General features: G+C 45.2%; 16 protein-coding genes. 2 read left to right on the top strand and 14 right to left on the bottom strand.

The genetic code is table 11. The features are described from left to right. Positions 1-15: 15 nt before the first annotated feature. Positions 16-1,386, bottom strand: coding sequence for an Nramp family divalent metal transporter (locus ESE_RS0105085; RefSeq protein ID WP_010372260.1), 1,371 nt, complete (start codon positions 1,384-1,386; stop codon positions 16-18). Between the two features lie 235 nt (positions 1,387-1,621). Between ESE_RS0105085 and rpmF the strand changes: the two genes are divergently transcribed. Then, positions 1,622-1,795, top strand: a complete 174-nt coding sequence (gene rpmF, locus ESE_RS0105080) for a 50S ribosomal protein L32 (RefSeq protein WP_003608705.1) — start codon at positions 1,622-1,624, stop codon at positions 1,793-1,795. A gap of 25 nt (positions 1,796-1,820) precedes the next feature. Here the strand turns inward: rpmF and ESE_RS0105075 are convergent, their stop codons facing one another. From ESE_RS0105075 to ESE_RS0105030, 10 genes are all read right to left on the bottom strand, one after another. Next, a complete protein-coding gene (locus ESE_RS0105075; RefSeq protein WP_010372254.1) occupies positions 1,821-2,168 on the bottom strand; it encodes a PTS transporter subunit EIIB in 348 nt (115 codons plus the stop codon). Positions 2,169-2,260: 92 nt separating this feature from the next. Beyond that, positions 2,261-3,403 carry a PTS sugar transporter subunit IIC gene (locus ESE_RS0105070; RefSeq protein ID WP_010372251.1) on the bottom strand — a complete coding sequence of 381 codons (1,143 nt, stop codon included), beginning with the start codon at positions 3,401-3,403 and terminating at the stop codon, positions 2,261-2,263. Between the two features lie 139 nt (positions 3,404-3,542). Beyond that, the gene (locus ESE_RS0105065; protein WP_010372248.1) at positions 3,543-4,538 is read right to left on the bottom strand and encodes a D-2-hydroxyacid dehydrogenase; all 996 of its coding nucleotides are present in this window, start codon (positions 4,536-4,538) and stop codon (positions 3,543-3,545) included. 346 nt (positions 4,539-4,884) lie between these two features. Further along, entirely contained in the window at positions 4,885-5,478 is a 594-nt protein-coding gene (locus ESE_RS0105060) for an ATP-dependent Clp protease proteolytic subunit (RefSeq protein ID WP_010372244.1), read from the bottom strand. A gap of 85 nt (positions 5,479-5,563) precedes the next feature. Further along, positions 5,564-6,520 (bottom strand): DNA-binding protein WhiA, encoded by a 957-nt coding sequence (whiA, locus tag ESE_RS0105055; protein WP_010372242.1) that lies wholly within the window; start codon positions 6,518-6,520, stop codon positions 5,564-5,566. Positions 6,521-6,536: 16 nt separating this feature from the next. Then, the gene (locus tag ESE_RS0105050; RefSeq protein WP_010372239.1) at positions 6,537-7,541 is read right to left on the bottom strand and encodes a gluconeogenesis factor YvcK family protein; all 1,005 of its coding nucleotides are present in this window, start codon (positions 7,539-7,541) and stop codon (positions 6,537-6,539) included. Continuing rightward, positions 7,538-8,431: an RNase adapter RapZ gene (rapZ, locus tag ESE_RS0105045; protein WP_010372237.1), complete on the bottom strand. Its 894-nt coding sequence runs from the start codon at positions 8,429-8,431 to the stop codon at positions 7,538-7,540. Before rapZ ends, ESE_RS0105050 begins: the two co-directional genes overlap by 4 nt. A 155-nt stretch (positions 8,432-8,586) precedes the next feature. Continuing rightward, positions 8,587-8,709, bottom strand: coding sequence for a putative metal homeostasis protein (locus ESE_RS12180; protein ID WP_010372234.1), 123 nt, complete (start codon positions 8,707-8,709; stop codon positions 8,587-8,589). Between the two features lie 120 nt (positions 8,710-8,829). Next, positions 8,830-11,685 carry an excinuclease ABC subunit UvrA gene (gene uvrA / locus ESE_RS0105035; protein WP_010372232.1) on the bottom strand — a complete coding sequence of 952 codons (2,856 nt, stop codon included), beginning with the start codon at positions 11,683-11,685 and terminating at the stop codon, positions 8,830-8,832. 116 nt (positions 11,686-11,801) lie between these two features. Continuing rightward, entirely contained in the window at positions 11,802-13,202 is a 1,401-nt protein-coding gene (locus tag ESE_RS0105030) for an MFS transporter (RefSeq protein WP_010372229.1), read from the bottom strand. 116 nt (positions 13,203-13,318) lie between these two features. Here ESE_RS0105030 and ESE_RS0105025 point away from each other — a divergent pair, with 116 nt between their 5' ends. Then, positions 13,319-13,612 (top strand): hypothetical protein, encoded by a 294-nt coding sequence (locus tag ESE_RS0105025; RefSeq protein ID WP_010372226.1) that lies wholly within the window; start codon positions 13,319-13,321, stop codon positions 13,610-13,612. 52 nt (positions 13,613-13,664) lie between these two features. On the opposite strand, the gene ESE_RS0105020 is transcribed toward ESE_RS0105025, so the two are convergent. The 3 genes from ESE_RS0105020 to ESE_RS11475 are packed head-to-tail and all read right to left on the bottom strand — an operon-like array spanning position 13,665 to position 15,487. Next, the gene (locus tag ESE_RS0105020) at positions 13,665-14,294 is read right to left on the bottom strand and encodes a phosphatase PAP2 family protein (protein ID WP_010372224.1); all 630 of its coding nucleotides are present in this window, start codon (positions 14,292-14,294) and stop codon (positions 13,665-13,667) included. A 5-nt stretch (positions 14,295-14,299) separates the two neighbouring features. After that, entirely contained in the window at positions 14,300-14,668 is a 369-nt protein-coding gene (locus ESE_RS12475; protein WP_235048774.1) for an ATP-binding protein, read from the bottom strand. Continuing rightward, complete coding sequence (locus ESE_RS11475; RefSeq protein ID WP_223823003.1) at positions 14,669-15,487, bottom strand: helicase HerA domain-containing protein; 819 nt, start codon at positions 15,485-15,487, stop codon at positions 14,669-14,671. It abuts the gene before it with no gap. Positions 15,488-15,508 lie beyond the last annotated feature (21 nt).

Here is a 15,508-nt window from a genome sequence, read left to right as displayed (position 1 = left end):
GAACTCGTCCTCCTTTTACTTAAACAATGGTGCCAACGTCGACACAATCAATTGGATATTCAATCCCGTCAAGATCACTGACACAGCATACCCCAGAACAGTTGCCCAACGTGGGTTAACAAACTCGCCCATGAACTTCTTCGATGACGTGAAGTAAATCAATGGGAACATTGAGAACGGCAAAGCCACTGACAAGAACACTTGTGAGTAAACCAAAAGACGATCTAAGGCCCCTTCAGTTGCACCGAAGATAATGGCAAAAATCACAATTGGAACCAGCGCAATACCACGCGTCAAAATTCGTTGTAGCCACATTGGCATCCGCCAGTGAGTATAACCTTCCATGATAATTTGACCAGTCAAGGTACCCGTAATGGTTGAGTTTTGACCTGACGCCAACAACGCAATAGCGAACAGCATACTCAAGACAGGACTCGCAATTGCACCAACAATCGCTTTATCGTTAAGGGCATTAAACAAATCACCAAAGGCTTCAAGCTCTGAACCGTGGCCGAAGAACAAGGCCGCACCCACAATCAACAATAATGAGTTAACAACAAACGCACCCGTTAATTGAATGTTTGAGTCCCACGTTGTGAAACGAATCGCTTCAGCAATGTTCTTCTTCTCGCTCCGATCAACCTTTCGCGTTTGCGAAATTGATGAGTGGAGATACAAGTTGTGTGGCATAACCGTCGCACCCACAATTCCCAACGCCAACATCAATTGACCATGCTTCAGAATATCGCGGTGTGGTACCAAGTTTACCGCAACCTGCCCCATATCTGGCTTTGCTAGGAACGCCATGTATAGGAATACAAGTAGAATTACGATAATCAGGGTCAAGACAATCCCTTCAATCTTACGGAACCCGAGCTTCATTAGGAGCAAGAGTAGCAAAACATCCAGTGCCGTGATAATCACACCCCACAAAAGTGGCAAACCGAACAGCAAGTGGATGGCAATCGCTGCACCGATAACTTCGGCCATTTCAGTTGCCATAATCGCCAATTCCGTCATAAACCAAAGGATGTATCCGATCCATTTATTCGTGGAATCACGCGTCATTTGGGCCAGATCTTTCTGAGCCACAATCCCTAGTTTAGCCGCCATATATTGCAACAACATCGCAATTAAACTAGATACTAAGATCACAGAAATCAATAGGTATCGATACTGTGCCCCACCGACAATTGACGTAATCCAGTTACCTGGGTCCATGTAACCAACGGCAACCAATGCCCCTGGTCCACTCCACGCCATCAACTTCCGCAAAAATCCGCCGCCTTGTGGAACTTCCACTGTGCTGTTGATTTCCGCCAAACTTGGACCATCAGTCGCTTGTGCGTTTGCAACTGACGGATCCTTTACTGAATCTTTTGCCATCAGTAAATATGCCTCCTTGTTTTTTGGTACGTTTAATTATCTTACTTTACGTATATTTTGTAAACAATGAAAGCCCGTGATATCAACGTTCGATCGCCATACCCAAAATAGGAAAAAAGCGCCCGTCACTTGACAACTATCAAAAAATAATGTAATTTAGAACAGTTGAAAAAATAATCGATTATTAAACACTGCCTTTCTTTTCTGACACGGCGGTGTAAGGGAGGATAAAAATATGGCAGTTCCTGCACGTAAGACTTCAAAGAACGCAAAGCGCTCACGTCGCGGTGGTCAAGGCGGACTTAAGACGCCTGCTATCCACATGAACGAAAACGGTGTTTACGTACGTAACCACCACGTGGCCGCTGATGGTTCATACAAGGGTAAGCAAGTTGTTTCACCTAAGTAATTAGAAAAGACTACTAGGATTCGTCCTAGTAGTCTTTTTTTATGCCTTTCACCCACTGCTTGACGCGTTGCCAAGCACCACTTGCGTTCGGTTGTGCATCCAACTCCCGTGTCGCATCCTGTAAGACGTTCTCCACCATTTCATACACCTCATGGACACCAGGTCCAATCACAACTTGATATTGACCAAGGAGCGCATTAAAGGCCTCTCCCGCCACGCCATCAATCGCGACCAGCCGAGGCGAATCAACCTTGCTAGGATCAACTAAATAAAAACGCAATCGTGTCACGCAATGGATCACCCGTTCAATATTTGTCGCACCGCCGACAGCTTGAATGATTTGTTCAGCTTGCTTCCGTTCCAGACTAACCATCACCTTCACCCCCTTTACTCGTATTTTACCGCCGATTACGCAAAAAAGCAGTTATCTCAATTTGAGATAACTGCTTTTTTGTTTAACTCACATTACATATCTTGCTCAAAATCAGCAGGCGTGTACAACTTAAAGACCTTTGTAAACAACATGTCGACTACGAAACCAGCAACAGCTGGCACAATCAACCAAGTCAACAAGGCTGGGAAAGCACCAATCGTGTGCGTTACGATATCTCGTTCAGCACCATCAGCAATCATTGATTGAATTGGTGAAACCATTCCAATCCAACCGAAACCAGCTGATGTAGGCGTTCCTTGTACGTTAAAGATGGCCACTGGGATAGCTGAGATAGCTGCTGCAACCAAGAAGCTCAAAATCATAATTGGCTTCTTGAAGATTGCTGGCATCATACCCTTCATCGCACCCAAGAAGATGGCAACCGTCGTTCCCTTCTTGTTAACCTTCCATGAGTTGATCAACAAGATAACTGTCGTGGCAACAACACCAGCACCGGCAGCACCAGCACCCAAACCTGACAAGGCGATTGCCAAAGCAATTCCAACCGTTGAGATAGGTGTGATGATGATGAATGAGAAGGCCATCGCAATGGCAATTGACATTGGCAATGGTTGCAAGTCAGTTGCCAAACGCACAGCATCACCAACCCAAGTCGTGATGTAAGCAACGTATGGGGCAATTGCCTTACCAAACAACGCCACACCACCACCAATAACAATTGGGCTCAAGATAATTGCTACCGCACCAAAGCCCTTTAGGTACTTTGATACTAACCAGATAACCAACACGGCAACTGCAGCGACAATGATAGCGTTAATCACGTCACCGGCACCGGCTGCGATGTACACGTTAGCAGGTGCTGTCAACTTAACGCCCGTCACTGGGTTTACAAAGCCAGCAGGTGCCATGGCCCACTTTACAGAACCAGCAGATGCACCAACCGCAATCGCCATCACACCCGCATCAAGTGCCTTCATGCGGAATTGCATGGCAATTGCAAGACCAATCAACAACGGAATGAATGATGAGAACAGCGTCAAAATCGCTGACAAATCAAGCGCCCATTGCGCCGTTCCGAACATCTTCAAGATGTACTTCATTACGGCAGATGGCAAAACACCAATCAAGATACCTTGGGCAGAACCTGAAAGCACCTTGAAGAAGAAATCCTTCAACTTCAGCTCGTATGAGCCGTCAAAAAATTCGCTCGTCATAATATTCAATTAACCTTTCAAACCAAAAACTCAATTCCCAACAAATTCTCGAAAACCGCTGAATCTCACAACAGACGGCATTTCATTTGGAGAGGATTATAAAAATGAATAATTACTTACAAAAAGTAAGTTATCACAATTAGTATTCAACTGCAATAGCTGGAGTTTCACCATTAATAAATGCCAATGAAGCATCCATTGATTGGTGAACCATTTCAAGCACAGCCTTTGTTGTGTAGAAAGCCGTGTGAGGCGTAACCAAGACGTTCTCGCGGGCAATCAAGTCAGCAATCTTAGCGTCTGGGAATTCCTTATCTGACCAGTCGACGTTAAACAAACCAACTTCTTCTTCGTAAACGTCCATTGCAAAGTCTGAAATCTTACCTGAATCCAAACCAGCAATAACTGCGTCGATATCCATCAAGTTACCGCGTGAAACGTTAACCAAGACAACGCCGTCCTTCATCTTTGCAATTGACTCTGCGTTGATCATGTGGTGGTTAGCTGGTACGCCTGGTACGTACAATGAAATAACGTCTGCTTGTGCGTACAACTCATCCAACGTATCAACATAAATGCCTTCGGCTTCCAACTCTGCATTGCGGTACAAATCGTATGCAATTACCTTGGCGCCGAAGCCCTTCAAGATGTTAATTGCAACACGACCAATGTGACCAGTACCGATAACACCAACCGTTTGCATGCGTACTTCACGTCCAATTGTTGGTGCCCAACGCAAGTCATGGTTCGCAATCTTGGCGTCCAATGCCTTTGCACGACGCAACAAACGTGACATTTGAATCATTGAGTGCTCAGCAATGGCATTTGGTGAGTAAACAGGCACGTTTGAAATTGAAAAATCAAATTCGCGAGCAGCATCGAAATCAATGTTATCCGTACCAACGTTACGCAATGACATCTTGTTGATGCCCAATTCGTGCAATGCCGTCAACGTCTCACGTGTGTAGTCCAATTGTTGGTAGACGTTAACTGCGTCAGCACCTTCTGCCAACTTAGCCGTCTCAGGATCCAACAACTTGTCAGTGTACCCAACTTCAACTTCCGGGTGAGCGGCAATCCACTCGTTCAATGATGGCTTTTCGTCTTCACGAATACCGTATGCAAAAATCTTCATAACTAAAATCCTCCAAAGCGTTTCTTAACACTTATTCATTATAAGGTAACTTGTGAATAAGTCAACATACTTTCCCAAACTAGTTTCACATAGTTTTGTCCCATTTGGACAAACTTCGGGCCAAAACACTCACTAATGTTACAGTAGCATGTCAAACGGCGTATCTTTAGGGCCCTTTTTCGCTGCGTAAAAGTTCACAAATTTCACGAATAATTCACATTTGGCCCTAAAAAACGGTCAAAAACCACCAAAACTCCAACTTATCGGAGTGCGTGGTGTTGATCTAAGAAAAAAACATGCCCCAAACGACGACATTCAGGACATGTTTATGACAAATATTAACGATTTACTTACGATCGTCAGCGTTCTTCATGATCTTATCAACCAGACCATATTCAAGTGATTCTTCCGCATCCAACCAGTGGTCACGTTCCGTATCACGTTCAAGACGCTCGTATGGGTTATCTGTGTTTGCAGCCAAGATTTCGTTCAACTTCTTACGCGTCTTCAAAATCTCTTCAGCAGCAATCGCGATTTCAGTTTGTTGACCTTGTGCACCACCAGATGGTTGGTGAATCATAAACTGAGAGTTAGGTAGCATAAAGCGCTTGCCCTTTGCTCCTGATGAAGCCAAGACTGACGCCATTGAAGCAGCCAAGCCGATAACAATCGTTTGTACGTCGGCGTGGATGAAGTTCATAGTGTCATAGATGGCCATACCGGCATTAACTTCTCCACCAGGAGAGTTAATGTACATGTAAATATCCTTATCTGGATCTTGTGCATCCAAGAATAGCAATTGGGCAATAATTGCCGTTGCCATTTGTGATTCAATTGGTCCACTGACCATGATAATACGGTCAATCAACAAACGTGAGTAAATGTCGTAAGAACGTTCACCACGTGATGATTGCTCAATAACGTATGGAATTGGGTTCATTTTTTAATTTCCTCCTGATGTTCAAATCAGAACATATCTATATTTTAGACATTTCGTCAAACATGGTCAAACAAAAAGAAGCCTTCTAGTTGATTCCTTTAGGAAGTGCCCCCGTCGTCCGTAAATCATCAGCCATCTTCGAGAGTTTACGCAGACGGTGATTAACCCCTGACTTAGAAATTTCACCAGACGGCACGTACTGACCAAGTTCCGACAACGGGTCTTCACGATGGGCAAGCCGCACCTCGGCAATTTCACGTAACTTTTCAGGCAGACGAGCTAAGCCAATTTCTTCATCTAAAAATTCAATATCATCAATCTGCTTTTGGCTGGCATTAACCGTCTTATCCAAATTAGCATTTTCTGCATTAACTAATCGATTAACAGAATTACGCATATCCCGTAGAATACGCACGTCTTCCATTTTAAGCATGGCATTAGTAGCCCCAATCACCATTAACATATCACCGATTTTTTCAGCCTCTTTTAGATAAACAATGTAGCCTGACCGGCGATCAACGACTTTAGCATTTAAATCAAACCGATTCATCAAGCCTTCCAATTGGTGAGCTTGTTCTTCATACAATGAGTAAATCTCTAAGTGATACCGACTTGTTTCTGGATTATTAACTGATCCAGCCGCTAAAAACGCCCCACGCAAATAAGAACGTGCTTTGCCTTCATCAGCTAGCCAATCGTCTGGTACCGTTGGCAACAATTCAAAGTCTTCAAAAATGTGCAAATCATCTAGCAATTCATTGACACCTTGCACAATTCGAACGACATACAGATTATTCTTCTTCAGTTTCATCTGACGTCGGACCGAAATTTCTGAAGGCAACTGGTAGAACTGTTGGAGCAACCCCAGAATCCGTCGGGCTGTCGCTGCATTCTCTGTTTGTACATTCAGCGTAAACCGCATGTTTGCTAGTCCTAGCGAACCATTCATTCGCAACAATGCTGACAATTCAGCCTTCGCATTATCTGGATTGTTAATCTCAAGCATTGTTAATTCTTTTTTCACATCACTTGCAAATGACACAGTTTACACCTCCTTTTTATATTTCGGGCGAGTTCGCAATTTGCATGATTAATTGGGCCACAATATCACCATTGTGAAAGGCGCCATCATCCCGTAACTCTAACAAATCGCCCAAGACAGGCACCGCACCTTCTTGTCGAACCTCTTCCGGATCAAACGTTACCTGGTGCGAGACCTCGTTCCACTTCTTCCAGTCAATATAATCTTCTGGCACGACGCCAGTATTCATAATCACGGCATCGACGACGTTATCACCCACGTGTCGATTAATCGCGCGTAGGTGATCAGCATCTGAAAAATCATCAGTTTCACCCTTTTGCGTCATGATGTTCGCAATGTAAACCACTTTTGCTCGGGTCGCCTTTAATGCTTCAGCGACATTGGGGACCATTAAGTTTGGCAAGACACTCGTAAACAAACTTCCCGGTCCTAAAACAATCACGTCTGCGTTCAAAATGGCATTAATGACCTCTGATGGCGCTTGCGCAACTTCATTCGTCGAATCATCCTGCGGTGTCACCCAAATACTATCAATCCGCTTGTGGGCAGCTGTAATTTCAGCTTCGCCAGACAAAGTTGTGCCATCTGAAAATGTGGCATGCAACACCAGTGGCTCATCCGCTACCGGATACACATGCCCCTGTACGTCCATGACTTTTGCAAGCGTCTGAACGCCTGTAAAAATGTCACGTTCCTTCTCTGCCATCGCCGCAATGATCAAGTTCCCCAACGCGTGATTCGCTAGCATTTCATCCTCTTTGCGAAAACGGTATTGGAAAATATCAATAATTTCTTGTGGCAAACTCGATAAAACGGCCATCACATTTCGAATATCACCAGGCGGTACCATATTGAGATAATCCCGCAACGTCCCAGAAGAACCACCATCATCAGCCACCGTAATAACGGCAGTTAAATCAGTATCATACTGCTTCAACCCCCGCAAAATCACCGGTTGACCGGAACCACCGCCAATGACAACAATCTTTGGCCGTGTTGTTACTTTAAAGGCCTCTGTCATGAGCGATTACTGCTTTCTTTACGACGCTCAATGTCACGGTGGTATTCGTTTACCTTCCAATCAGCTGCCAAATCCTGACTCAAGCGGTGTGCAAACGCCACTGACCGGTGTTGACCACCAGTGCAACCAAAGGCAATCGTTAGCGTACTTTTACCCTCAGCCTTATACTTTGGTAACAACCACTTAATCAAACTACTTTGGCGCTCATAAAATTCTTCGGCATCTTCGCTTGACCAAACATAATCCCAAACTGCTTTATCCAAGCCCGTTTGTTCACGCAAAGCCGTAATGTAGTAGGGATTCTTTAAAAAGCGCACATCAATAATCAAGTCAGCATCGACTGGTACACCATATTTAAAGCCGAAGCTCATCACTTGCACAGAAAAAGTGCCCGCACGATCAGCATCCGACCCGAAATGTTCTTGAATATAGTTACGCAATTGACGAGGAGCGAAATCATCTGTATGAATCACTTCGCTCGCCATATCATGAATTTCTGTTAGTTGTTGACGTTCAGTTTGAATACCGTACAACGTGCCTCGGTCACCTGACAAGGGGTGCGAACGACGGGTTTCCTTATAGCGGGCCACCAATTCTTCATCCGTCGCATCGATATACACAATCTTCAAATCATACTTATCATGATTTGAATCCGACATAATGCGAATCTCGTCATCTAGGTCAGCGAAAAAGCTTTGTGACCGCAAGTCAATCATCACGGCTGCCCGCTGAATGTTTTCTTCGTCAGAAATCATTTGCCAAAACTTTGGCAACATAGCAGGTGGCAGGTTTTGAACAGTAAAGTAGCCAAGGTCTTCAAAGGCTTGAATCGCAACTGTTTTACCAGCGCCACTCATCCCCGTAACGATGACCAATTCTTTTTTAGGCATACGCGTTCCCTCCGAACATATAATGTGTCTAGGTTATTATACCATTGAGAGGAAACGCCCGGCTATGTGGTTTTTGTGAACGTTAGCTTGATATCAAAAAACTCCCTAGATAGCTGATTTCAGCTTTCTAGGGAGTTTTTACATAACGCCAAGAATTACTTCTTGTTGTTCGCTGCCTTACGTGCATCGTGCAATGCCTTCAATGCGCGCTTGCGAGTCTTAATGTTTGGGCTCTTCATCTTACGACGAGCTGATGCCACATCCAACTTTTCAGCCATGATGTTTACCTCACTTTTTAGTCTTTATTTTCTTTAAAAATATCACTTACAAAAAGGGAGTATACACGCATCAAGCTGCGAACGCAACTAAAAAGGCCAACTGTAACATGCACTTAATCTTTACTTTGCTGTCGCTGCAGCCGCACGTTCGCGGTCGCGCGTCATAATTGGGCCAAGATATTGACCTGTATATGAAGCTGACACAGCAGCGATATCCTCTGGCGTACCGGTTGCAAGCACCGTTCCACCACCTTCACCACCTTCTGGCCCCATATCAATCAGCCAGTCAGCGGTCTTGATAACATCCAAATTGTGTTCGATAACCAAAACGGTGTTACCACCATCGACTAGGCGTTGTAACACTTCAAGTAAGCGCGAAATATCATCAACGTGCAAACCAGTGGTTGGCTCGTCCAAGATGTAGAATGTCTTACCCGTTGACTTACGTTGTAGTTCTGACGCTAACTTCATACGTTGCGCTTCACCACCAGACAACGTTGTCGCTGATTGGCCAAGCGTCACATAACCCAACCCAACATCAACAATCGTTTGCAACTTACGACGAATCTTAGGAATTGGTGCAAAGAAGTCAACGGCCTGTTCGGCTGTCAAATTCAAAACATCTGCAATCGTCAAACCGCGATACGTTACTTCAAGCGTTTCTGAGTTGTAACGGGTACCACCACAAACTTCACATGTCACGTAAACATCAGGGAGGAAGTTCATCTCAATCTTGATGACCCCATCACCCTTACATGCCTCACAACGACCGCCCTTCGTGTTAAATGAGAAGCGACCCTTGTTATAGCCACGTAGCTTAGCTTCATTTGTCTGCGCAAATAGCGTGCGAATATCATCAAAGACGCCCGTATACGTCGCTGGGTTTGAACGTGGCGTACGCCCGATTGGACTTTGATCAATATCAACAATCTTGTCGACATTCTCAAAGCCGGTCATCTTCTTGTACTTACCAGGCTTTTCAGAGTTGTTGTTTAACTCCATCTTCAAAGCCCGCTTCAAGATTGTGTTCACCAGCGTTGATTTTCCGGAACCAGAAACACCGGTCACGGCGACAAACTTACCCAAGGGGAAGTCAACCTTCACGTTTTTCAAGTTGTTTTCCGATGCACCGGTAATTGTAATCTTTTTACCATTACCCTCACGTCGCGTTTCAGGAACTGGAATAAACTTCTTGCCTGATAGGTATTGTCCCGTTAGCGAGTTATCATTTGCTTCGATTTCCGCTGGGGTACCCGTCGCCATGATTTCACCACCGTGGTCACCAGCTCCTGGCCCCACGTCGATGATGTAGTCGGCCGCTTTCATCGTATCTTCGTCGTGTTCAACGACAATCAACGTGTTACCTAAATCACGCATCTGCTTCAACGAATTAATCAAACGGTCATTGTCACGTTGGTGCAAGCCAATTGACGGCTCGTCCAAAACGTACATCACACCCGAAAGGTTTGACCCGATTTGCGTTGCCAAACGAATTCGTTGTGCCTCACCACCTGATAACGTGCGCGCTGAACGAGAGAGCGTTAGATAATCTAGCCCAACGTTCTTCAAGAAGCTCAGGCGATCCGTAATTTCCTTAACGATGGGCGCTGCAATCTGACTGTCTTGCTCACCAAACGTCACGTTTTCAAAGAATTCTAATTCCTTATCAACCGGCATTTCTGACACTTGACCGATGTGCTTATCACCAACCTTAACCGACAAAGCAGCCGGGTTCAAACGGTATCCGCCACAAGCGTTGCAAGTCAATTCGTCCATGTAACCACGCATTTGTTCACGGGTAAAATCAGAATTTGATTCACGGTAGCGACGGTCGATGTTATTCATCACCCCTTCGAATGGGACATCAACATCACGTACCCCACCAAAATCATTCTCATAGTGGAAGTGGAATGGCTTCAAACGTGAGCCATATAGCACCATGTCTTGTTGATCAGCGGTCAATTCTTCAAATGGGATGTCCATTGGAATTTCAAATTGCTCAGCAAATTGGCGCAACATTTCTGGGTAGTATGATGATGAAATTGGGTTCCAGGCCACAATGGCACCGTCAGCCAATGACTTTGACTTATCAGGAATAACTCGGTCAACATCGACCTCAAGTGTCATCCCCAAGCCCCCACAGATTTCACACGCTCCCATAGGTGCGTTGAATGAAAAGAGCTGTGGTTCCAGCTTACCAACCGCAAAGTCCTTCAACGGACCGGTGTAGTGATCTGAGAACGTAATTGGTTCACCACCAATCACATCAACTGTCACGACCCCTTCGGCCATGCGCATTGCTGATTCAAATGATTCGAACAAACGCGCGCGTGAACCATCCCGCAAAATAATACGATCAACCACAATTGAAATATCGTGATACTTGTTCTTGTCCAACGTCAGCTCATCGGTGATTTCATGCATCTCACCATCAACCATGACACGAACAAAACCTTCTTTTTGAATACGTTCAAAAGCCGTCGCATGCGAACCACGCTTATGACGAACAATTGGTGATAGGATTTGCATCCGCGCCCCTTCATCCAAGTTCTCCGTCAAATAATTCAACATTTGGTCAATTGACGTCTTCACGATTGTGCCATCTTCGGCCGCGTCGGGCTGTCCAACACGAGCAAATAATAGTCGATAATAGTCGTTAATCTCGGTTACCGTCCCCACCGTTGAGCGGGGATTTTTTGAGGTCGTCTTTTGATCGATAGAGATAGCAGGACTTAATCCTTCAATGGCATCTACATCCGGCTTATCCATTTGTCCTAAGAATTGACGGGCATAGGCAGACAAGCTTTCAACATAACGTCTCTGTCCTTCTGCATATAGCGTGTCAAAGGCAAGTGAACTCTTACCAGAACCAGAGAGTCCGGTCATCACCACGAATTTGTCACGGGGAATCGCCACGTCCACATTTTTCAAATTGTGAGCGCGCGCGCCGTGAATATTGATCCAATCATTGGCCATTTCGGGCGGCCTCCTTCATGTGTTTTTAGTTAGTGTTATTATACCCCTAAACGCAAGTGAGGTGTTAGTTATAACCTAACACCTCACTTGCTTTCTTAAATTAAATTCAACTTAGCCTATTCTGAATAAGGCGCGTTATGCTTCAAAAAGCGATTAAACCATACGAAATTCAGCACACCCAATGCCAACATAAACCAAAAGACATGCTGGGCACCGCGCGCTGTTTGTGTTGCAACGGAGGCAGCACTGTCGGGATTCACCTTCATTAACAATGACGCCACCGTTGTTCCGATGGCGCCGGCAAACTGCTGCGCCGTGTTAAAAATCGCGTTACCATCGGCACGTTCGGGCAATGATAACTGCGCTAGCCCAGCGGTCATCGACGTACCAAAGGCTAGATTCCGGCCGAGCGTCATCAACAAGTAAAAGATTGTCATTGAGATAACTGTGCCATTCATCGTCATCATCGACCAAACCATCATAATCACAACAAACGCTGCATTACCTGCCAACAAGGGCATCTTTGGTCCGTACACATCATACGCCCGCCCATAAATTGGGTTCAATAGCGCCCCAGCCAACGACCCCGGCATCAAGGCAAAGCCGGCAATCATCGTTGTTGCTCCCAAGGATAATTGGACAAATGTCGGTACGGCAAAATTAACCATCAAATTGGTAAACATGTATGCAACGTACCCCAACATCGCAAAACGCAACGCAGGCACTTTAAAAATACCTAAGTTTAAAAATTGGCGCGTCGCATGCTTAGCTCGGTATAAGAAGCCAGCAAATGCTAAAGCAGCAACAATCAGCAAACCAAAGAGCATGCCACTAACATGTCCATGTTCTAGCTGACTTAATGCCCACAAGAAACTGGTAAAGGCGATGGCCAACATCGCAAAGCTCACATAATCAAAGCGGAATGCGTCATTTTTAATATGCTCCGTTGGCACTGTCTTAATTGAAATAACCAGCGAGACAAACGCAACTGGTAACACCAATAAGAAAATTTCGCGCCAACCTAAGTAGTAGGCCACGACACCACCAAAAATCGGTCCAAAGGCTGGTGCCAACGACAAAATCATCGTACCAAAGCCCATATACTTACCAATATGAGCCATCGGAACATTTTCAAGAATAATATTGAATACCAATGGCGTAATGACGCCTGTCCCAATCCCTTGAATCACACGGCCAACTAACAGCAGCGCGAAGGAATGCGACATAATCGCCACAATGTCCCCAATCAAGAACGCCACAATTGCGATGATAAAAATTTGCCGTGGATTGAATTTTGCTTTTAAGAACGCTGAGGTAGTCATCACCAATGACACCATTAGCAAATAGGCCGTAGTCAGCCATTGCACCACACTCAACGAAATATTAAATTGCTTCATCAAATCCGGAAAGGTCACGTTCATGGATGTCTCTGTTAAAATACCCGTAAACGCTAAAATACCCGTCCCCACAATTGCCCAAATAATCTGCGGACTAACCGTTTGATCCGTTTTTGCCATACATCACTCACCCCTATTATTTCAATATCCCTAGTTTCCCACAAACCAATACCCACAACAACACTAAATTAACGTATAATAGGGACTAGTTATTATTCACTTGGAGGTCGCTATTCATGAATCATAAGGCAGCAAAAGCCTGGTCAATCACTTGGATTGCGCAACACGTTGCTTCATTCATCCTGCTTGCCGGCGCGGTACTGGCCGCGGCGATTGCATTGACTGCATTGATTATTGCGGTCGAAGAAATCGTGGCGTTGATTACGATGCAACACTTAATCAATACATACACAAACATTTACGGTAACGCCTGGGCAACGGTCTTCTGGCACTTTATCGTTGTCTTCTCGCTGGTCGCTTTCTGGTCAGCCCTAGACACGTTTGTTCCTGAACCAAAAACAGAAGCTTAATTAAAAACGGTCACACCGCACAATTCATCGTGTTGGGTGTGACCGTTTTTAATTAAGCTTTCTTAGGCAGAATAATCGTCGCTGCTGTTAACATCGTTGCTAGTCCAAGCAGTAAGCCAGCTAGCACATCGCTTGGATAGTGCACACCCAAGTAAACGCGACTAATTGGAATTAAGATGATGACTGCAACCAAAACGATTGTTGCAACCCCCTTTACCCATTGTTTACGTGCATATAGCCAAATCAATACCAACAAAGCCCCATAAAACGCCATAGCATTAATGGAATGGCCTGATGGAAATGAATACCCATGTTCGGTAATCAACCGGTTTGCGGTCGGCCGTGGCCGTTGGACAATATTTTTAATAATCCACATTAAACCAGCCCCCGCAACCACACTGAATCCTACAAACGCCCCCATACGAAGGCGTTTGGTGATAACTGCCCACACAACAAACAGTGCCGTCAGGGTAACCCCCGTCGCCGGCTGAGCCAACAGCGTAATGCCGGTCAAGAAGGCGGTTTTGCCAGGTGTAAAATCACCTCGAATCCAAGCAATACCAGTGCGATCAATGTCTGAAATCCATGTTGCATGTTGCATGACGCCCCACGCAAAAAAAGCAAACAGCAGTATCGCTAAGCCACTAATTGGCATTGTTAATCGTTTATTCAAAATGACCACATCCTCTAAAAAAATTTGGGCGATGCAGTCTGATGTTGCATTGCTGCAACCTGTCGTATCTGTAGCTCACGTGGTGGCACAAATTGATTACCCGCCAAGATGGCTTCACCAACTTGCTGCAGTGCAATGCGTTGCCCCAATGGCGCAAGCGCCGGTAATTGTGCCAATTCTGTTGCCGTATTTAAACGGTGAATCAGGTAATTACCAAATTGTCCCAACAACCCAGCCGGCAAATCAAGCGGACTTTGTGTCGTTAACATCAAATACAAGCCCGCTTTACGTCCTTCACGTGCAACCCGCAAAATGCCGTCCACTACACCAGGTTGTTGCAACAAATAACGGTGTGCTTCATCAATCAACACCGTTACGGGCAACTATTGTGTGCCTGTTTGCTTGATACGTAGCAACGCCGTCATCAATAGTGACACAACAACCTTACCTAAACCTAAATTATCCGCTAATTCTGACAAATCAATGACCAGAATTTTTTGTTCGCTCCGTTGACTGCTAAACAACCGCATCAAATACATTACATCAGTTCTCATCCCCACCGTCGCAATTTTCTTACGACTTGGCAAATTGAATAACTGCTGGAAAGCTGGTTGACTTGTTTGACTTTTAATGCGACGAATGAGTGGCAACAGCGTCCGAAAACCAGCTTGATCAATTGTCTGACCAATCAAATCAAAATCATCTGTTGGCACAGCAAATTCTTGCTGCAACTGTTCTGGCAGCAAATGCATATCGGCCGGTTGCGGATAGTCATACAATCGCTGGGCATCCGCCTCAAACGTTGCCCAAGGACGGTTAACCTTTTGATAAACCCCTGACTGACGGACAACGTTCTTTTGAATTTTCAAACTTTGCCACGCATCAACCACTTTCTCTGTCGCCACCGCCTCCGTGACGCCAAATATTTGCGCGATTTCGGCACCCGTTAGTTGTTCATAATCAATAAAAGCGTTGTAGCCTAATTTCGCAACGACGGCGTGTGGCAACTTCGTGTACTCGCCAGTTGGATCGATAATAATCGTCGTTTGGTTCTGCATCATCAAGTCATGCAAAATTGTCACCGCGCTCGTCGACTTGCCACTACCAGTCGCTCCTAGAATTAGCAGATGTTGTCGCAACAAATCATCTGGCGTTACCGCAAAATTATCAGTCAACGCAATCATCGTGATGAAATCCCCCATTCGTTCCTATCTGTTCTTTAG

It is taken from the genome of Weissella cibaria KACC 11862, assembly GCF_000193635.1.
In the GTDB taxonomy this organism is placed as follows: Bacteria; Bacillota; Bacilli; order Lactobacillales; family Lactobacillaceae; genus Weissella; species Weissella cibaria.
Note: the sequence above shows the minus strand (reverse complement) of the source record. Positions and strands in the feature narration are given on the sequence as shown.

Bases quoted from the DNA above. Each gene is read 5' to 3' on its own strand.
- ESE_RS0105070 (WP_010372251.1), bottom strand. From the start codon at position 3,403: ATGACGAGCGAATTTTTTGACGGCTCATACGAGCTGAAGTTGAAGGAT.
- uvrA (WP_010372232.1), bottom strand. From the start codon at position 11,685: ATGGCCAATGATTGGATCAATATTCACGGCGCGCGCGCTCACAATTTG.
- rapZ (WP_010372237.1), bottom strand. From the start codon at position 8,431: ATGCCTAAAAAAGAATTGGTCATCGTTACGGGGATGAGTGGCGCTGGT.
- ESE_RS0105050 (WP_010372239.1), bottom strand. From the start codon at position 7,541: ATGACAGAGGCCTTTAAAGTAACAACACGGCCAAAGATTGTTGTCATT.
- ESE_RS0105085 (WP_010372260.1), bottom strand. From the start codon at position 1,386: ATGGCAAAAGATTCAGTAAAGGATCCGTCAGTTGCAAACGCACAAGCG.
- rpmF (WP_003608705.1), top strand. From the start codon at position 1,622: ATGGCAGTTCCTGCACGTAAGACTTCAAAGAACGCAAAGCGCTCACGT.
- ESE_RS0105030 (WP_010372229.1), bottom strand. From the start codon at position 13,202: ATGGCAAAAACGGATCAAACGGTTAGTCCGCAGATTATTTGGGCAATT.
- ESE_RS11475 (WP_223823003.1), bottom strand. From the start codon at position 15,487: ATGGGGGATTTCATCACGATGATTGCGTTGACTGATAATTTTGCGGTA.
- ESE_RS0105065 (WP_010372248.1), bottom strand. From the start codon at position 4,538: ATGAAGATTTTTGCATACGGTATTCGTGAAGACGAAAAGCCATCATTG.
- ESE_RS0105025 (WP_010372226.1), top strand. From the start codon at position 13,319: ATGAATCATAAGGCAGCAAAAGCCTGGTCAATCACTTGGATTGCGCAA.
- ESE_RS12180 (WP_010372234.1), bottom strand. From the start codon at position 8,709: ATGGCTGAAAAGTTGGATGTGGCATCAGCTCGTCGTAAGATGAAGAGC.
- ESE_RS0105075 (WP_010372254.1), bottom strand. From the start codon at position 2,168: ATGGTTAGTCTGGAACGGAAGCAAGCTGAACAAATCATTCAAGCTGTC.
- ESE_RS0105060 (WP_010372244.1), bottom strand. From the start codon at position 5,478: ATGAACCCAATTCCATACGTTATTGAGCAATCATCACGTGGTGAACGT.